12 protein-coding genes are annotated in these 18,536 nt (G+C 57.6%); 9 read left to right on the forward strand and 3 right to left on the reverse strand.

Annotated features, from left to right (window positions below):
• Nucleotides 1-210 precede the first annotated feature (210 nt).
• Both murB and birA read left to right on the forward strand, forming a co-directional pair.
• On the forward strand, nt 211-1,239 hold the full coding sequence (murB, locus tag OWK27_RS22145; RefSeq protein WP_267591234.1) for a UDP-N-acetylmuramate dehydrogenase: 1,029 nt from the start codon (nt 211-213) through the stop codon (nt 1,237-1,239).
• On the forward strand, nt 1,236-2,198 hold the full coding sequence (gene birA, locus OWK27_RS22150) for a bifunctional biotin--[acetyl-CoA-carboxylase] ligase/biotin operon repressor BirA (protein WP_193354564.1): 963 nt from the start codon (nt 1,236-1,238) through the stop codon (nt 2,196-2,198). The genes murB and birA overlap by 4 nt, the downstream gene beginning before the upstream one ends.
• A 35-nt stretch (nt 2,199-2,233) precedes the next feature.
• Here the strand turns inward: birA and bcsG are convergent, their stop codons facing one another.
• The 3 genes from bcsG to bcsE are packed head-to-tail and all read right to left on the reverse strand — an operon-like array spanning nt 2,234 to nt 5,659.
• Entirely contained in the window at nt 2,234-3,913 is a 1,680-nt protein-coding gene (gene bcsG / locus OWK27_RS22155; RefSeq protein WP_267591235.1) for a cellulose biosynthesis protein BcsG, read from the reverse strand.
• Complete coding sequence (gene bcsF / locus OWK27_RS22160) at nt 3,906-4,100, reverse strand: cellulose biosynthesis protein BcsF (RefSeq protein WP_006808586.1); 195 nt, start codon at nt 4,098-4,100, stop codon at nt 3,906-3,908. Before bcsF ends, bcsG begins: the two co-directional genes overlap by 8 nt.
• Nucleotides 4,097-5,659 carry a cellulose biosynthesis c-di-GMP-binding protein BcsE gene (gene bcsE / locus OWK27_RS22165; protein ID WP_267591236.1) on the reverse strand — a complete coding sequence of 521 codons (1,563 nt, stop codon included), beginning with the start codon at nt 5,657-5,659 and terminating at the stop codon, nt 4,097-4,099. The genes bcsF and bcsE overlap by 4 nt, the downstream gene beginning before the upstream one ends.
• A 173-nt stretch (nt 5,660-5,832) precedes the next feature.
• On the opposite strand from bcsE, the gene bcsR reads away from it, so the two are divergent.
• From bcsR to hmsP, 7 genes are all read left to right on the forward strand, one after another.
• Nucleotides 5,833-6,021 (forward strand): cellulose biosynthesis protein BcsR, encoded by a 189-nt coding sequence (gene bcsR, locus OWK27_RS22170; protein WP_003861175.1) that lies wholly within the window; start codon nt 5,833-5,835, stop codon nt 6,019-6,021.
• An 11-nt stretch (nt 6,022-6,032) separates the two neighbouring features.
• Complete coding sequence (bcsQ, locus tag OWK27_RS22175) at nt 6,033-6,785, forward strand: cellulose biosynthesis protein BcsQ (RefSeq protein WP_148420492.1); 753 nt, start codon at nt 6,033-6,035, stop codon at nt 6,783-6,785.
• Entirely contained in the window at nt 6,782-9,397 is a 2,616-nt protein-coding gene (gene bcsA / locus OWK27_RS22180) for a UDP-forming cellulose synthase catalytic subunit (RefSeq protein WP_267591237.1), read from the forward strand. The genes bcsQ and bcsA overlap by 4 nt, the downstream gene beginning before the upstream one ends.
• 10 nt (nt 9,398-9,407) lie before the next feature.
• Entirely contained in the window at nt 9,408-11,831 is a 2,424-nt protein-coding gene (bcsB, locus tag OWK27_RS22185; protein WP_176609240.1) for a cellulose biosynthesis cyclic di-GMP-binding regulatory protein BcsB, read from the forward strand.
• A gap of 6 nt (nt 11,832-11,837) precedes the next feature.
• Complete coding sequence (gene bcsZ, locus OWK27_RS22190) at nt 11,838-12,944, forward strand: cellulose synthase complex periplasmic endoglucanase BcsZ (protein WP_267591257.1); 1,107 nt, start codon at nt 11,838-11,840, stop codon at nt 12,942-12,944.
• A complete protein-coding gene (bcsC, locus tag OWK27_RS22195; RefSeq protein WP_267591238.1) occupies nt 12,926-16,408 on the forward strand; it encodes a cellulose synthase complex outer membrane protein BcsC in 3,483 nt (1,160 codons plus the stop codon). The genes bcsZ and bcsC overlap by 19 nt, the downstream gene beginning before the upstream one ends.
• Before the next feature lie 120 nt (nt 16,409-16,528).
• Entirely contained in the window at nt 16,529-18,535 is a 2,007-nt protein-coding gene (hmsP, locus tag OWK27_RS22200) for a biofilm formation regulator HmsP (protein WP_148420496.1), read from the forward strand.
• Nucleotide 18,536 lies beyond the last annotated feature (1 nt).

Here is an 18,536-nt window from a genome sequence, read left to right on the forward strand (position 1 = left end):
CGAACTCAGAAGTGAAACGCCGTAGCGCCGATGGTAGTGTGGGGTCTCCCCATGTGAGAGTAGGGAACTGCCAGGCATCAAATAAGTGAAAAGGCCATCCGGAAGGATGGCCTTTTTGCGTTTTGGGACTTTCCTCGTTTCCATAAACAAATCACCTATCCCCCCGTATATACGGTAAACTATCCCGGTTTTTGCATCAGGATAGCGTCTATGAACCACTCTCTTAAGCCCTGGAATACCTTTGGTATTCAACGAAATGCTAATCAAATTGTACGTGCCGATAATGCTCAGCAGCTGCTGAAAGCGTGGCAGAGCGCAACAGAAAACGGTGAACCCGTACTGATTCTGGGCGAAGGAAGTAATGTCCTGTTTCTTGATGATTTTGCGGGGACGGTAATCGTCAACCGCATCATGGGGATCGAGAGTAAAGAGAGTGCTGACAGCTGGCATTTACACGTAGGTGCCGGCGAAAACTGGCATCAGCTGGTGCAATATACCCTTGAAAAAGGGATGCCCGGACTGGAAAACCTGGCCCTTATCCCGGGCTGTGCAGGATCGTCCCCGATTCAAAACATCGGCGCTTACGGTATCGAACTGAAACACGTTTGTGAATATGTCGACTGCATTGAGCTGGTCACGGGAAAAGCTCAACGCTTAACCGCAGAGCAGTGCCGCTTTGGCTATCGCGACAGTATTTTTAAGCACGATTATCAGGATCGTTTCGTCATTGTGGCCGTTGGACTACGCCTGGCGAAGGACTGGAAACCCGTTCTGACCTATGGCGATCTGACTCGCCTCGATCCGGCGACCGTCACGCCTCGGGACGTGTTCGATTCCGTTTGCCATATGCGAATGACAAAGCTCCCCGATCCAAAAGTGAACGGAAATGCGGGCAGTTTCTTCAAAAACCCGGTTATCAGCAGCGAAAACGCTAAAGCGCTTCTTGCTGGCTGGCCAACGGCTCCGCATTATCCCCAGCCGGATGGCAGCGTGAAGCTGGCCGCGGGCTGGCTTATCGATCAATGTGAATTAAAAGGCACCACGGTCGGCGGCGCGGCGGTTCATCGTCAGCAGGCACTGGTACTGATCAATCAATGCAGCGCAACAAGCGATGACGTCGTCAGCCTGGCGCACCTTGTTCGTCAGCGCGTGGGTGAAAAATTTAACGTCTGGCTGGAGCCTGAAGTTCGCTTTATAGGCCGAACGGGCGAAGTGAATGCCGTGGAGACCATTTCGTGAAGGACAATACAATCCCGTTAACGCTGATCGGCATTCTTGCAGATGGAGAATTCCACTCTGGCGAGCAGTTGGGCGAACAGCTGGGCATGAGCCGCGCTGCAATCAATAAGCATATTCAGACGCTCCGCGACTGGGGTGTGGATGTGTTTACGGTACCAGGAAAAGGCTACAGCCTGCCGGAACCGATCCAGTTGCTCAATGAAGAGACTATCCGCAGCCAGATTGGGCACGGTAATGTCGCTGTATTGCCGGTCATTGATTCGACGAATCAGTATCTGCTGGATCGCCTGAGCGAGCTGACATCCGGCGATGCCTGCGTTGCTGAGTATCAACAGGCCGGGCGAGGCCGACGCGGTCGCAAGTGGTTTTCGCCATTTGGTGCCAACCTTTACCTCTCCATGTACTGGCGGCTTGAGCAGGGGCCGGCTGCGGCTATCGGGCTGAGCCTGGTCATCGGTATCGTGATGGCTGAGGTCCTGCACGATCTGGGCGCGGACAAAGTCCGGGTGAAATGGCCGAACGATCTCTATCTCAACGATCGTAAACTGGCAGGTATCCTGGTTGAGCTGACGGGAAAAACGGGCGATGCCGCGCAGATCGTCATTGGCGCCGGGCTGAACATGGTGATGCGAAACGTGCAAAACGACGTGGTGAACCAGGCCTGGACCAACCTTCAGGAAGCGGGGATCGCCATCGATCGCAACACGCTTGCCGTTCGCATGATCAACGAGTTGCGAAGTTCGCTGACGCTCTTTGAGCAAGAAGGGTTAGCCCCGTTCCTTTCCCGCTGGGAGAAGCTGGATAACTTCATTAACCGACCGGTTAAGCTGCTGATTGGCGATAAAGAGATTTACGGTACGTCACGAGGTATTGATGCGCAGGGGGCGTTGCTTCTTGAGCAGGATGGCGTGACTAAGCCCTGGGTAGGCGGTGAAATTTCGTTGCGAAGTGCTGAGTAACCCTCTCCCCACAGGGGAGAGGGTGTAGCAGGCTATCACTGCGGATACGGCACCCAATCCCCGGCATTCAGTCGGACATAAGGTTTGTTCTGATACTTGATCACAACCGCATTGGCGTTTTCCGATACTTCTGCCGTCTGCGGCAAGCCGCTGGTGAGCTGATCCCAGTTCACGCTATCTTCCACGAACAGCTTACCGTCTACCGCACGAGCGACCAGCTCGGAGATCGCCAGATAGCTGCTTGGCTGAGTTATTTCAACTGGCGCACCCTGATGCGGCGCTTTCATGCCGAAGAACTTAATCCCGGCCGGAACGTTAGTGATGGACGGGCTTGGGATATCGCGCAGACCGGACACCTGCATCCTGTCGCCCTTCAGCGCTCCTCCGTGTTCTGGTACCACCACCACCATCACTTTACGACCTGATTTTTCCAGCTCGTTAAAGAACGCATTCAGCTCGTCAAAGAACTTCTGCGCGCGGGCCTTATAATCGGCCGTTTTGCTCACGCCCGGGTAATGGTTCCCGTCGTGAAGCGGCAGCGTGTTATAGAACGTCGCGCTGCGTGTCCCTTCTTCCTTACCGACGGTATCTAACCAGCGCTGAAGCACCGCGGTGTCGTCATACACCGGCGAGCCATCGAAGCCCAGCAGCGTTACCGGCAACCCTTTCTGATCCATCAGCGGGGCCTGCATTCCACCTTGTTCACGTACTTCTTTCAGGAAGTTCCCGAACAGGCCGTTATGGCCCATCATCAGGTGTTGCGTAAAGCCCAGTTTTGCCAGGTTATCAAACAGGTAACACTGGTTTGCGGCTGGCTGATAGAGGTTCTTATGTGAAGGCTGACCGCAGCTCGCGCGCAGCAGGCGGATAGCCGCCGGGCCGCTGTACGAGGTGGCGGAATTGAAGTCTTTAAACTGAATATCGAAATGCGACCACAGCGGATGCGACATTAAGCCAGCCGCATCAACGTCAGCCCAGGACAGAGAGCAGATGTTAATGACCAGCAGCTCAAACGGCTGAGCATCGGCAGGCAGCGCGTCCGGGAATTTCGTCTGACGCTTATCTTCCGCAGCGTAAAAACTGGCCAGCCACGCGTTCAGGTTGGTGGACGTCGGCGGCGCAGTCTGCGCCGGAATATCTCCCACAACGGGCGTATCCCCTGCTGTTGCGACGGTAGCAGCGGCGGAGCCGCCCGTGGTGGCCACGGTTGAGGTCGGCTGACCGGCTGGCCACAGAGAGAAGCTCGGGCCCGTCAGCGTCAGGACGTTAAGCCAGACCATAATCGCAACGACAAACACCGTCACGCGGATCCACTGGGACAGGAACAGCCACGCCACCAGCAGGACGAAGACGGCACCGATCATTTGCCAGTTAATAAAGCGCTCAACCAGATCGAGCAAATAGTCCGAACTGAAGCCCGCGACCTGAGAGCCCTGGCTCATGATGCTTTCGGGGCCAGGCAGCCAGGTATCATGCCAGAACAGGCCGAAACCGATGGGAATGGCGATCCAGTGGCGAATACGGTGCAGCCTGAGGTTCGGGATAGGCATCAGCAGGAATGCCATAAACACCAGGTTAAGCAGCGGGTGGAAATTCAGGTAGCCTGCCCAGAGCAGGCCAAACTTCACCAGGAAATAGAAATTCCAGCCGGACAGGCCGCGCCAGTATTGCCACAGTGGCGACGGCGCCGACGAGGTATAGGTAGAGTTAGTCATGTTTTCGGTTTGCCTTGACGTTCGGAGCGCGAGTCAGTGTTCCGGCGGGTTTGATATAGCGAGGTTTAACAAACAGTAATCTGACCGTATCGCGAATACGGCGCAGGGAATGGCGCGCATAGTAACCAAGCGGCAAAAAAATCAGCGCACACAGAACGACCAGTTGGATGATATCGCTGATGTTCATAATGGGGCGCTCTCCTCGTTCCCGTCTAATAGGCGTTGCGGCTCGGGAATTCGACGCCAGATTTGGCCGTCATGTTTCGCATTGAGCACCGGTGTAGCGCCGCTTGTTACAGGCAAAGGTTTTGCCCACTGTTCTGGTGCCAGAGTACGCATCTGGACGATTTCAGCAGCGATCAGGTTATCTTCGAACCAGATCATGCGGTTGGAGAAAATATCCCCGGTAGGCAGCGGGAAGATGTGGTTCAGCGCAGTATCGAGATCGTTCACCCGGCAGAAGGAGAGGAACAGTACCAGGCGGTTATCGCCAATGGTCATGATATCCCCGACGCGGTTAGGGCGGCACAGCGTGAGCGCCTGCTCAACGCGAATCCCCGGCACGGGACGCAGGGCAACCATCACGCCTTTACCGTCAGCCGGCAGCAGCGTATTGCTCATCATATTGCTGACCGCATCGCAGAAGGTGTCCCACTTCTGGTAGCCACGCAGTTTCATCGGCTGCGTCATTGAGAGCAGGGTGCTGATATCTTCCGGAACATGTCGGCTAAACTGCTGGCCCTGAATGCTTTCGATCAGCGTCAGGCAGCGCGACAGGGGAGCATTCCAGGGGATGACCATATTGGCGCCGCAGCCCAGCAGTAAACGCTCATCGGTGGCACGCAGGCTGGTCGTATTTTCACGCACCACGATTTTTAACGCGCTTCCGCGCTGACGGCGTAGCGTGTGAATGTGCCTCGCCAGCGTTTCGATTTGGTTATTCTGAATCAGCGAGAAAATAATGGTCGCCGCCTGCGTTGTGCGGGCTTCCTCAAATAAGGCTTCATTGGTATCGAACAGTGACCAGTTTTCAGAAAGCGCAGGCGCTCCTTCCAGTACCGCAATATGGCTCAGAATGCGTTTTTCATCACTGCGCGGCTGAACCACCGTCTCTTCCTGCTGCGCGAGATGCCACTCGTCCCCGACATGGTTGAGGGTAAGCTGCTGTCGGGCGCTCACCCCTTTTTCATTGCACCAGAAAGCAATATCGTATAGATAGCTGTCTGCCTGAGCGCGGATACTGGCCAGGCCATACAGAGAACGGTATTCACTCATTAAAAGTGAAAAAAGCTTGTCATTATTACTGCCTGGGTTAACAACCAATACGGTGCAGTTTTGATTTTTAGCCCAGCGGTTGATTCTTCCCAGCCATTTTTGCAGTTTTTCAGTTTGAATATTTTGCAGGCCATTATTAGAACATTTAAGAATCAGCAAATAGCGTTCGGGAACAATAGAACACTGAATATCGCGGGGTATATAGTATAGACTGTTGGTATCCTCAGGCATGGAAAATAATCGTACTGTCTGGGGTCCACGGTCAGTTTCGAGCCTGATGACAGACTTTGGCTCTTCGCCCATCGTAATGACGGCAACGCGGGAATCCTTACCCTGCGCCGCTATCGTCTGGTTTACCAGACTGATGGCATCAGCATTACGATCCGTATTAACCCACCAGACTCCTCCGACTGGCATGTGGCGCAATTCGTCCCATAATGACTGGATGCCAATAGAAAATATGGAGTCCACGGTGTCCCTCTTTCGTCGAATTTCTATGCCTCTCAGTTTACTAGCGAAAGCGTAGAAATAAACCTAACATTGAAATTAAAGAACATCAGATTTAGCATGTAAATGAAATTTCGTGGGCAGGACGCCTCGCTGCATCTGAATCTTATGATTTTACCCAAAGGGATGAAATAAGAATGCAAAATAACGAACCCGCAACGCCGGTCGATTCAAGCCTGGGTTACACATTCCAAAACGATTTTCTGGCGCTCACGCAGGCCTTTTCTTTGCCAGAAATAGACTACACCGATATTTCCCAGCGGGAACAGTTGGCCGCGGCTATTAAACGCTGGCCGTTATTAGCTGAATTTGCCCAACAACAATAAGGAAGCCATTGATGGCCGTACTAGGATTACAAGGCGTCCGTGGTGGGGTAGGTACAACTTCCGTTACCGCGGCGCTGGCGTGGTCATTGCAGGTATTAGGTGAATCGGTACTGGTCATTGATGCCTGTTCCGATAATTTGTTGCGCATGTCATTCAATGTCGACTTTACGCATTCAAACGGCTGGGGGCGCGCGCTTCTGGACGATAAAGACTGGCGGGATGCGGGTTTACGCTATACCTCCCAGCTCGATTTGCTTCCCTTTGGGCAACTAACCGAAACCGAGCGCGGCAATGAAGCCGCGTTTCAGCGTCTGTTCTCTCGCTTCACCACCGCATTGCAGAGCCTGAAAGAGAAGGGGCACTATCAGTGGATCCTGCTGGACCTGCCGCACGGCGCGGCCTCGCTGACCCGCCAGCTCCTGGCGCAGTGTGACCATGTGCTCTCCATCGCGAACGTGGATGCGAACTGCCATATCCGTCTGCACCAGCAGGCGATGCCCGCGAATGCCCATATTTTGATTAACGATCTGCGCATTGGCAGCCAGATCCAAGACGATCTGTACCAGGTTTGGCTTCAGAGCCAGCGCCGCCTGTTGCCGATGGTTATTCATCGTGACGAAGCGATGGCGGAGTGCCTCGCTTCGAAACAACCGCTTGGGGAATACCGTAGCGATTCGCTGGCGGCAGAAGAGATCCTGACGCTGGCAAACTGGTGTCTGCTGCACTTTGCAAAACGACCGGAGTCTGCCGGGAGTACAGCATGAGTCGCGTTGCCAACTGGTTGCTCATCCCGCCGGTCAGTTCGCGCTTAAGTGAACGCTACCGCCATTACCGCCATCACGGCGCCTCCTCGCTGAGCGCTGCGTCAGGCTGCTTCTGGATGGTTCTGGCGTGGATGTTTCTTCCCCTCGAACATCCTCGCTGGCAGCGTATTCGTGCGCGCCACGACGAGCTCTATCCGCATATCAATCCGGACAGGCCGCGGCCGCTGGATCCGGCGCGCTATCTTATTCAGTCCATCTGGCTACTGGCGACCTCAACGGGCGCGGAGAAAAAAACGTCCCGCTGGCGCAGCTTCGATCGCGTGCAGCACTTGCGCGAGCGCTATCACCAGTGGCTGGATCGGCTGCCCGACCGCGTCGGCGACCGAACGGGTCATCTGGATCACCATAAAGAGCTCGGGCACCTCCACCCGGGCTTGCGCCGTTTTATTCTCGGCGTGGTTGTGGCGTTCTCGCTCATTCTGGCGCTGGTCTGCATTACCCAGCCGTTCAACCCGCTGGCGCAGTTCACCTTCCTGATCCTGCTGTGGGGCGTGGCGCTGCTGGTACGGCGCATTCCTGGGCGTTTCTCGGCCCTGATGCTGATTGTGCTGTCGCTGACCGTCTCCTGCCGCTACATCTGGTGGCGATACACCTCTACCCTGAACTGGGACGATCCGGTCAGCCTGGTGTGTGGGTTAGTTCTGCTGTTTGCGGAGACCTACGCGTGGATCGTGCTGGTGCTGGGTTACTTCCAGGTTATCTGGCCGCTGAACCGACAGCCGGTACCGCTGCCAAAAGATACGACCCAGTGGCCGTCGGTCGATCTCTTCGTGCCGACCTACAACGAAGATCTGTCGGTGGTGAAAAACACCATTTACGCCGCGCTGGGCATCGACTGGCCGAAGGATAAAATCAAAATCTGGATCCTGGACGACGGTGGTCGCGCCGAGTTCCGCCAGTTCGCAGACGAAGTGGGGGTTGAGTACATCGCCCGTACCACCCACGAACACGCGAAAGCCGGCAACATCAACAACGCGCTCAAATATGCCAAAGGGGAGTTTGTCTCCATCTTTGACTGCGACCATGTGCCTACGCGCTCGTTCCTGCAAATGACCATGGGCTGGTTCCTGAAGGAGAAAGCGCTGGCGATGATGCAGACGCCGCACCACTTCTTCTCGCCGGATCCGTTTGAACGTAACCTGGGCCGCTTCCGTAAAACCCCGAACGAAGGCACGCTGTTCTATGGCCTGGTGCAGGACGGAAACGACATGTGGGACGCGACGTTCTTCTGCGGCTCCTGCGCGGTTATCCGCCGTAAGCCACTGGATGAAATCGGCGGTATTGCCGTGGAGACGGTCACGGAAGATGCTCACACCTCCCTGCGTCTGCACCGCCTTGGCTACACCTCTGCCTACATGCGTATTCCGCAGGCGGCGGGGCTGGCTACGGAATCGCTTTCCGCTCATATCGGCCAGCGTATTCGCTGGGCGCGCGGCATGGTACAGATCTTCCGTCTCGATAACCCGCTGATGGGTAAAGGGCTAAAGCTGGCGCAGCGCCTCTGCTACGTCAACGCCATGTTCCACTTCCTGTCGGGCATTCCACGGCTTATCTTCCTCACCGCGCCGCTGGCGTTCCTGCTGCTTCACGCTTACATCATCTACGCTCCCGCGCTGATGATCGCCCTGTTCGTGCTGCCGCACATGGTTCACGCCAGCCTGACGAACTCAAAGATTCAGGGGAAATACCGCCACTCGTTCTGGAGCGAAATCTACGAAACGGTGCTGGCCTGGTACATCGCGCCGCCAACCATGGTGGCGCTAATCAACCCGCATAAAGGGAAATTCAACGTCACCGCGAAGGGCGGGCTGGTGGAAGAGGAGTACGTCGACTGGGTGATCTCCCGGCCGTATATCTTCCTGGTGCTCCTGAACATCGTGGGGGTAATTGCCGGGATCTGGCGCTACTTCTACGGCCCGGAAAACGAAATTCTGACGGTATTTGTGAGCATGGCGTGGGTGTTCTATAACCTGATCATCCTCGGTGGCGCCGTGGCGGTATCGGTGGAAAGTAAACAGGTTCGTCGCGCGCATCGCGTCGAAATCAGCATGCCGGCGGCCATTGCCCGCGAGGATGGCCATCTCTTTTCCTGCACCGTACACGACTTCTCTGATGGCGGTCTGGGCATCAAGATCAACGGCCAGGCGAAGGTGCTGGAGGGGCAGAAGGTCAACTTGCTGCTCAAGCGCGGCCAGCAGGAGTATGTCTTCCCGACGCAGGTTGTACGCGTGAGGGGCAGTGAAGTTGGCCTGCAGCTGATGCCGTTGACCAAAAAGCAACACATTGATTTTGTGCAGTGTACGTTTGCCCGCGCGGATACGTGGGCTCTCTGGCAGGACAGCTTCCCTGAGGATAAGCCTCTGGAAAGCCTGCTGGATATTCTCAAGCTGGGGTTCCGTGGCTATCGTCACCTTGCAGAATTTGCCCCGTCGTCGGTGAAATTAATTTTCCGGTCACTTACTTCGCTGGTTTCCTGGGTCGTGTCGTTCATTCCGCGCCGGCCCGAGCGAGATGAAGCGAAGCAGGCGGACCCGGTTATGGCTCAACAATGATGATAACGCGATGAAAACAAAACTTTCCTGGTTATGTGCAGTGGCAATGGGGATGAGTGCGCTCCCTGCAACAGTGGTTAACGCAGCGCCTGACAACGCGGCGACCACGCCTGCGCCAACGGTGCCTGTCGTCGCGCAGGCGACCGATCCGGTTGTGACTGCGGCGCCGGGGCAGACGGAAAACGTCACCCCGAATCAGCCGACAGCGGGGAATACGCTGCCCGCCGACAGCCCGGTTGTCGGGCAAGTGATGCCCGGCGTGCCCGGGGCCAGCGCGCCGGTAGTGGCGGAAAATACGCCGTCGCGTGATGTGAAGCTGACCTTTGCCCAGATTGCGCCGCCGCCTGGCAGCATGGTGCTGCGCGGTACTAACCCGAACGGCGGCATTGAATTTGGCATGCGAAGCGATGAGCTGGTGTCGAAAGCGATGCTGAACCTGGAATACACGCCATCGCCGTCGCTGCTGCCGGTGCAGTCCCAGCTTAAGGTTTACCTGAACGACGAGCTGATGGAGGTTCTGCCGGTCACCAAAGAGCAGCTGGGTAAGAAAACCCTGGCGCAGGTTCCGATTAACCCGCTGTTTATCACCGACTTTAACCGCGTGCGTCTGGAGTTTGTCGGCCACTACCGCGACGTCTGCGAAAACCCGTCCAGCAGCACGCTGTGGCTGGACGTTGGGCGTAACTCCTCGTTGCAGATGACCTATCAGCCGCTGGCGCTGAAAAACGATCTCTCCGCCTTCCCGGTGCCGTTCTTCGACCCGCGCGATAATCGCCCGCTGAATCTGCCGATGGTCTTTGCCGGCGCGCCGGACGTAACCGAACAGCTGGCGGCGACCATCGTGGCATCGTGGTTCGGCTCCCGCTCCGGCTGGCGCGGACAGAGCTTCCCGGTGATGTACGACAAAATGCCCGACAAAAATGCCATTGTGTTTGCAACCAACGCCAGGCGCCCGGCGTTCCTGCGTGACCATCCGGATGTGAAAGCGCCGACCATCGAGATGATGAGCCACCCGGACAACCCGTACGTGAAGCTGCTGGTGGTCTTCGGGCGTGACGAAAAAGATCTGGTGCAGGCCGCGAAGGGCATTGCCCAGGGAAATATCCTGTTCCGCGGTAACAGCGTCGTGGTGGATGAGGTGAAACCGCTGCTGGCGCGTAAGCCTTACGATGCGCCGAACTGGGTGCGCACCGACCGCGCGATCACCTTCGGCGAGCTGAAAACCTATGAAGAGCAGCTGCAGTCAACCGGGCTGGAACCTTCTCCGGTGAGCCTGTCTCTGAACCTGCCGCCGGATCTGTATCTGCTGCGCACCAACGGTATCGATATCAACCTGAACTACCGATACACCGCGCCGCCAACCAAAGACAGCTCGCGCATGGATATCAGCCTTAACAACCAGTTCCTGCAATCGTTCAGCCTGGCCAGTAACCAGGAGACAAACCGGTTGATGCTGCGTCTGCCGGTGCTGCAGGGGCTGCTGGACGGTAAAACCGATGTCTCTATCCCGGCGCTGAAGCTGGGGGCGATAAACCAGCTGCGGTTTAACTTCCAGTATATGAACCCGATGCCGGGCGGTTCGGTGGAAAACTGTATTACCTTCCAGCCGGTGCAAAATCACGTGGTGATTGGCGATGATTCCACCATCGACTTCTCGAAGTACTACCACTTTATTGCGATGCCGGATCTGCGTGCGTTTGCTAACGCCAGCTTCCCGTTCAGCCGCATGGCGGATCTCTCTGAATCGATTGTTGTAATGCCAAAAGCGGCCAACGAAGGTCAGGTTGCCACCCTGCTCGACACCATGGGCACCGTCGGGGCGCAAACCGGCCTGCCGGCCATTAACGTGACGGTGACGGATGACGGTAGTCAGATCCAGGACAAAGACGCCGATATCATGGTCATCGGCAACATCCCGGACAAGCTGAAAGACGAGAAGCGCGTCGATCTGCTGGTGCAGGCGGCCCAGTCCTGGGTCAACACCCCGCTGCGCCAGACCGAGTTCCCGAGCATCATGCCGGACAGCGGCGATCGTCAGGCCAATATCAAGACGACCGTAAGCTCAACGGGCCCGATGGCCGCGATTGTTGGCTTCCAGTCTCCGTACAACGACCAGCGCAGCGTTATCGCCCTGCTGGCGGACAGCCCGCGCGGGTATGAACTGCTCAACGAGGCCATGAACGACAGCGGTAAACGAGCGGCAATGTTCGGTTCCGTCTCGGTTATTCGTGAGTCGGGCGTCAACAGCCTGCGCGTGGGGGATGTTTACTATGTGGGCCATCTGCCGTGGTTCGAGCGTCTGTGGTACGCCCTCTCTAACCATCCGGTGCTACTGGCCGTGCTGGCTGCGCTCAGCGTGGTACTGCTGGCCTGGGTGCTGTGGCGTCTGCTGCGGATCATCAGCCGCCGTCGACTTAACCCGGACCATGAGTAAGCTGTGATGAAAGTCTTTCGCGGATGTGTACTGGCTGCATTGATGCTGGCGACGACGACGCTTCACGCCGCCTGTAACTGGCCTGCATGGGAGACGTTTAAAAAGGATTACATGAGCGAAAGCGGGCGCGTGATCGACCCCAGCGACGCACGCAAAATCACCACCTCCGAAGGGCAAAGCTACGGTCTGTTCTTTGCCCTTGCCGCAAACGACCGCAACGCGTTCGATCTGCTGCTGACGTGGACGCGTGATAACCTCGCCGGAGGGGATTTAGCGCAACAACTCCCTGCCTGGCTGTGGGGGAAAAAGGATGAAGAAACCTGGGCGGTTATCGACGATAACTCTGCGTCTGATGCGGATATCTGGATTGCCTGGTCGCTGCTGGAAGCCGGGCGGCTGTGGAACAATCCCGATTACACCCGCACGGGTAAGGCGCTGTTAACGCGCATTGCCCGCGAGGAGGTGGTGAAGGTGCCTGGGCTGGGCTCTATGCTTTTACCGGGTAAGGTTGGTTTTGTCGACGAGAACGTCTGGCGCTTCAACCCCAGCTACCTGCCGCCGCAGCTTGCGGGCTATTTTACCCGTTTTGGCGCCCCGTGGACGACGCTACGCGAAACCAACCTGCGCCTGCTGCTGGAGACCGCGCCAAAAGGCTTTTCCCCTAACTGGGTGAAATACCAGAAAAAGGGCGGCTGGCAGCTGAAGCAGGATCCGACCCTGATCGGCAGCTACGATGCGATTCGCGTCTATCTCTGGGTGGGGATGATGAACGATAACGATCCGCAAAAAGCCCGGCTTCTGGCGCGTTTCAAGCCCATGGCGACCACGACAATCAGGCAAGGCTTGCCGCCGGAGAAAGTGGATGCGGCAACGGGGAAACGCACCGGCGACGGGCCGGTAGGGTTCTCTGCCTCGCTGCTTCCGTTCTTACAAAACCGGGACGCGCAGGCGGTGCAGCGTCAGCGCGTCGCCGATCGTTTTCCCGATAACAATGCCTATTACAGTTACGTTCTGACCCTGTTCGGACAAGGGTGGGATGAGCATCGTTTTCGCTTCACCGCGCAAGGTGAATTAATACCGGACTGGGGTCAGGAATGCGCACGTTCACAATAAATCTACTCACCTTATCGCTTGGCCTGGCGCTGATGCCCCTGGCCCAGGCCGCCAACTCCCCGCAGCAGAGACAGCTGCTGGAACAGGTCCGTCTGGGCGAATCCACGCAGCGCGAAGATCTGGTGCGTCAGTCGCTTTATCGCCTCGAGCTTATCGACCCCAACAACCCGGATGTTATTGCCGCGCGCTTCCGCTACCTGTTACGGCAGGGCGATACGGCGGGCGCGCAAAAAGAGCTGGATCGCCTGAAAGGGATGGCGCCAGACTCGGGCGTGTACCAGTCCTCCCGTAATACCATGCTGCTCTCCACGCCGGAGGGGCGTCAGGCCCTACAGCAGGCTCGCCTGCTTGCCACCACTGGCCATACGCAGGAAGCCATTGCCGCGTACGACAAACTGTTTGACGGTAATCCGCCTACCGGCGAGATCGCGACAGAGTACTGGAACGTGGTGGCGAAAGAGCCTGCCCGCCGTAATTCGGCCATAGGCCAGCTTAAAAACATTAACGCCAGCAGCCCGGGCAACGCTCAGCTACAGGCTTCGCTGGCGCAGCTTCTGTTCGAGGACGGACGCCGCGATGAAGGGTTTGCGGTGTTGCAGGAGATGGCTAAATCAAACAATGGCCGCAGCCAGGCGTCGGATATGTGGTACCAGCAGATCAAGGATCTGCCGGCCAGCAGCGCCAGCGTGACTGCACTGCAAAAATACCTGAGCGTGTTCAGCGATGGCGAAAACGTGACGGCAGCGCGCGCCCAGCTTGAAGCGCAGCAAAAACAGCTCGCCGATCCGGCGTTCCGCGCGAAAGCCGAAGGGTTAGCCGCGGTGGATGCCGGGCAGGGCAGCAAAGCGGTGGCCGAGCTGCAAAAAGCGGTCAGCGCCAACCACGCCGACAGTGAAGCCGTCGGCGCGCTGGGGCAGGCCTATTCACAAAAAGGCGATCGCGCCCGCGCGGTGGCGCAGTTTGAAAAGGCGATCGCTCTCGATCCCCAGAGCGAAAATCGCGGGAAATGGGACAGCCTGCTGAAGGTCAACCGGTACTGGCTGCTGATCCAGCAGGGTGATAACGCCCTGAAGGCCAACAACCCGGCTCAGGCGGAACGCTATTACCAGCAGGCGCGCAGCGTCGATAACGCGGACAGCTACGCGGTGCTGGGGCTGGGTGACGCGGCGGCGGCGCGTAAAGATAACGACGCGGCCGAACGCTATTACCGCCAGGCGTTGCGCATGGACAGCGGCAACAGCAACGCGGTGCGCGGCCTTGCCAATATTTATCGCGCGCAGTCCCCGGAGAAAGCGACACAGTTTATTCAGTCTCTCTCTGCCAGCCAGCGCCGCAGCATTGATGATATTGAACGCAGCCTGACGAACGAGCAGCTCTCGGCCCAGGCTGAACGGCTGGAAAGCCAGGGGAAATATGCCCAGGCCGCAGAAATTCAGCGCCGCCGCCTTGCGCTTTCGCCGGGCGACGTGTGGATCACCTACCGTCTGTCGCGCGATCTCTACAGCGCGGGCCAGCGCAGCCAGGCGGATAACCTTATGCGCCAGCTGGCAAGCCAGAAGCCGGGCGATCCGGAGCAGGTGTACGCCAGCGGCCTTTACCTGTCCGGTAACGATCGGGACCGTGCCGCGCTGGCACATCTCAATACGCTGCCGCGCGACAGGTGGAACGGTAATATCCAGGAGCTGGCGGAACGTCTGCAAAGCAATCAGGTGCTGGAAACCGCTAACCGCCTGCGCGACAGCGGTAAAGAGCAGGAGGCGGAAGCGCTGCTTCGCCAGCAGCCTGCCTCCACCCGTATCGACCTGACGCTGGCGGACTGGGCGGAACAGCGTGGCGATCGCGACGCCGCGAAAAACGCCTACAGCACCGTCCTGCAACGCGAACCGCAGAACGAAGACGCTATTCTCGGCCTGACCGAAGTGTATATTGCGCAGGGCAACAAGGATGCGGCGCGCGCGACGCTGGCGACGCTGCCTGCGGAACAAAACGGCGAACCGCTCTCCATCAATATGCAGCGCCGGCTTGCCATGGCGCAGGCAGGCCTGGGCGATTCGGCCGCAGCAGAAAAGACCTTCAACGCCATTCTTCCTCAGGCAAAGTCGCAGCCGCCTTCTATGGAGAGCGCGCTGGTGGTGCGTGATGCCGCCCGTTTCCAGGCACAAACCGGTCGGCCTCAGCAGGCGCTGGACACATATAAAGACGCGATGGTCTCCTCGGGCATTACCACGACCCGCCCGTCCGATAACGACAGCTTTACGCGCCTGACGCGTAACGATGAAAAAGATGACTGGCTGAAGCGCGGCGTGCGCAGCGATGCGGGCGAGCTTTACCGTCAGCAGGATCTTAACGTCACGCTGCAACACGATTACTGGGGATCCAGCGGTACGGGAGGGTATTCCGACCTTAAAGCGCACACCACAATGCTTCAGGTTGACGCGCCGCTGTCGGACGGTCGAATGTTCTTCCGTAGCGATCTGGTCAATATGAATGCCGGCTCCTTTGATACGGACAACGGCACCTACGATCCAACGTGGGGTACCTGCGCCGAAACGCCATGTCGCGGAAGCACGAATCAGTCGGCCAACGGCGCCAGCGTGGCCGTCGGCTGGCAGAATAACACCTGGGCGTGGGATATCGGTACCACGCCGATGGGCTTCAACGTTGTGGACGTGGTGGGTAGCCTGAGCTACAGCAACGATGTAGGGCCGATTGGCTACACCCTGAACGCCCATCGTCGTCCGGTTTCCAGCTCCGTGCTGGCGTTTGCCGGGCAAAAAGATCCCAATACCGATACCATCTGGGGCGGCGTGCGCGCTACCGGCGGCGGCGTGAGCGTGAGCTATGATAAAGGCGAAGCTAACGGTATCTGGTCAAGCCTGAGCGCCGACAGCCTGACCGGGAAGCATGTGGAAGATAACTGGCGCGTCCGCTGGATGACCGGCTACTACTACAAGCTCATCAACAAAAACAATGAGCGCCTGACGGTCGGCGTGTCGAACATGCTGTGGCACTATGATAAAGACTTAAGCGGTTATTCGCTGGGTCAGGGCGGCTACTACAGTCCTCAGGAGTATGTATCCTTCGCCTTACCGGTGAACTGGCGCAAACGCACGGAGAACTGGTCATGGGAGCTGGGTGGCTCCGTCTCCTGGTCCCATTCAAAAACAAAAGATGTGATGCGTTATCCGCTGCAGGGACTGATCCCCGACAATGAGCCAGGCCGTTATACCGATAAAGGGGTGATGGAAACCGGCAGCAGCTCGTCGGGCACCGGTTATACCGCGAGGGCGATTGTTGAGCGCCGCGTGACGTCCAACTGGTTTGTGGGTCTGGGCGTCGATATTCAGGAAGCGAAAGATTATACCCCGAGCCACGCGCTGCTCTATGTGCGCTATTCTGCCGCGGGCTGGCAGGGTGATATGGACTTACCGCCGGAACCGCTGGTGCCTTATGCAGACTGGTAATCGGATTTTCTCTTAATCTAATTGTAAGTCTCTCTTAAAAGTCCAGCTATCGGGTATACTCGGGCGCACCAGGTTTACACCCTGGTGCGCCCTGCGCTTCGAGTTTTGTGGAGAGTCATTTTGCGTGTCAGCCGTTCCTTAACGATCAAACAGATGGCGATGGTGTCTGCCGTCACAATGCTGTTTGTCTTCATCTTCTGCGTTATTTTGCTGTTTCATTCCGTACAGCAGAATCGCTATAACACGGCCTCGCAACTGGAAAGTATCGCCCGCTCGGTGCGGGAACCGCTGTCAGCCTCGATCCTGAAAGGGGATATTCCCGAGGCGGAATCTATTCTGAAACGCATCCAGCCCGCCGGTATCGTAAGCCGCGCAGACGTCGTGCTGCCTAACCAGTTCCAGGCGCTGCGGATGAGTTTTATTCCTGAGCGCCCCGTCCCGATGATGGTGATGCGCATGTTTGAGCTGCCGGTGCAGATTTCGCTGCCTCTCTATTCACTGGAAAGGCCTGCCAACCCGCAGCCGCTGGCGTATCTGGTGTTACAGGCGGACTCGTACCGCATGTATAAATTCGTCATGAGCTGGGTTGCTACGTTAGTAACTACTTACTTACTTTTGACGTTAATGCTGAGCGTGGCGCTGACGTGGTGTATCAACCGGCTGATTGTGCATCCCCTGCGCCGCATCGCCCGTGAGCTGAACGATCTCTCCCCGCAGGAGCACGTCGGGCATCAGCTTGCCCTGCCGCGCCTTCACCACGACGATGAAATCGGCATGCTGGTCCGGAGTTACAATATCAACCAGCAGCGCGTTCTGCGCCAGCAGGAAGAGCTGAGCAACAACGCCACCCGCTTCCCGGTTTCAGACCTGCCAAACAAAGCGTTTTTGATGGCCTTGCTGGAGCAGATCGTGGCCCGCCAGCAGACCACCGCGCTGATGGTGATAGCCTGCGAAACCTTGCAGGACACGGCAGGCGTGCTGAAAGAGAGCCAGCGCGAGATGCTGCTGCTGACGCTGGTGGAAAAAGTGAAATCAGTGCTGTCGCCGCGGATGGTGCTCACCCAGGTGAGCGGCTATGACCTGGTGGTTATTGCTCACGGTGTAAAAGAGCCGTGGCACGCCATCACGCTAGGTCAGCAAGTACTCACTGTCATTAATGAGCGGCTGCCCGTGCAGGGTATCCAGCTTCGCCCGAGCGCCAGCATCGGCATTGCGATGTACTACGGTGGCCTCACCGCCGAGCAGCTGTACCGTCGCGCTTTCTCGGCGGCGTTTACCGCGCGCCGTAAAGGGAAAAATCAGATCCAGTTCTTTGACCCGGAGCAGATGGAAAAAGCCCAGCAGCGCCTGACGGAAGAGAGCGACATTCTGACGGCGATGGACAATCGCCAGTTTGCGCTCTGGCTACAGCCGCAGGTGAATTTGAGCACGGGCGAAGTAACCAGCGCCGAAGCGTTGCTGCGTATGCAGCAGCCGGATGGCGCGTGGGAGCTGCCTGAAGGCATGATCGAGCGTATCGAGTCCTGCGGCCTGATGGTGACCGTGGGTTACTGGGTGCTGGAAGAGTCGTGCCGCCAGCTCGCGGCCTGGCAGCAGCGGGGGATCACTCTGCCGCTGTCGGTGAATCTTTCTGCGCTACAGCTGATGCATCCGACCATGGTGTCGGAGATGCTGGAGCTGATCCAGCGCTACCGCATTCAGCCAGACACGCTAATTCTGGAAGTCACCGAGAGCCGTTGTATCGACGATCCTGACGACGCCGTCGCCATTCTGAAACCGCTGCGCAACGCCGGGATCCGCATTGCACTGGACGATTTTGGTATGGGCTATTCAGGCCTGCGCCAGCTTCAGCACATGAAGGCCCTGCCGGTGGACGTCCTGAAAATCGACAAAACCTTCGTTGAGGGATTACCGGAAGACAGCAGCCTGGTGCAGGCCATTATCCAGATGGCGCACAGCCTGAACCTGCACGTGATTGCCGAAGGTATTGAAACCGAAGCCCAGCGCGAGTGGCTGGCTGCGGCGGGCGTTAAGAGCGGGCAGGGCTTCCTGTTTGCCCGCGCCGTGCCGTCGGATATTTTCGAACAACGCTATCTCGCCGATGCCGGCAATAACGCAAAAGTGTAAT

Source organism: Enterobacter cloacae complex sp. 2022EL-00788, from assembly GCF_026627565.1.
Taxonomy (GTDB): Bacteria; Pseudomonadota; Gammaproteobacteria; order Enterobacterales; family Enterobacteriaceae; genus Enterobacter; species Enterobacter pasteurii.

What these genes read in the sequence shown, in the direction of transcription:
- murB (WP_267591234.1), top strand. Translation starts at nt 211, where the DNA reads ATGAACCACTCTCTTAAGCCCTGGAATACCTTTGGTATTCAACGAAAT.
- bcsG (WP_267591235.1), bottom strand. Translation starts at nt 3,913, where the DNA reads ATGACTAACTCTACCTATACCTCGTCGGCGCCGTCGCCACTGTGGCAA.
- bcsF (WP_006808586.1), bottom strand. Translation starts at nt 4,100, where the DNA reads ATGAACATCAGCGATATCATCCAACTGGTCGTTCTGTGTGCGCTGATT.
- bcsR (WP_003861175.1), top strand. Translation starts at nt 5,833, where the DNA reads ATGCAAAATAACGAACCCGCAACGCCGGTCGATTCAAGCCTGGGTTAC.
- bcsQ (WP_148420492.1), top strand. Translation starts at nt 6,033, where the DNA reads ATGGCCGTACTAGGATTACAAGGCGTCCGTGGTGGGGTAGGTACAACT.
- bcsA (WP_267591237.1), top strand. Translation starts at nt 6,782, where the DNA reads ATGAGTCGCGTTGCCAACTGGTTGCTCATCCCGCCGGTCAGTTCGCGC.
- bcsB (WP_176609240.1), top strand. Translation starts at nt 9,408, where the DNA reads ATGAAAACAAAACTTTCCTGGTTATGTGCAGTGGCAATGGGGATGAGT.
- bcsZ (WP_267591257.1), top strand. Translation starts at nt 11,838, where the DNA reads ATGAAAGTCTTTCGCGGATGTGTACTGGCTGCATTGATGCTGGCGACG.
- bcsC (WP_267591238.1), top strand. Translation starts at nt 12,926, where the DNA reads ATGCGCACGTTCACAATAAATCTACTCACCTTATCGCTTGGCCTGGCG.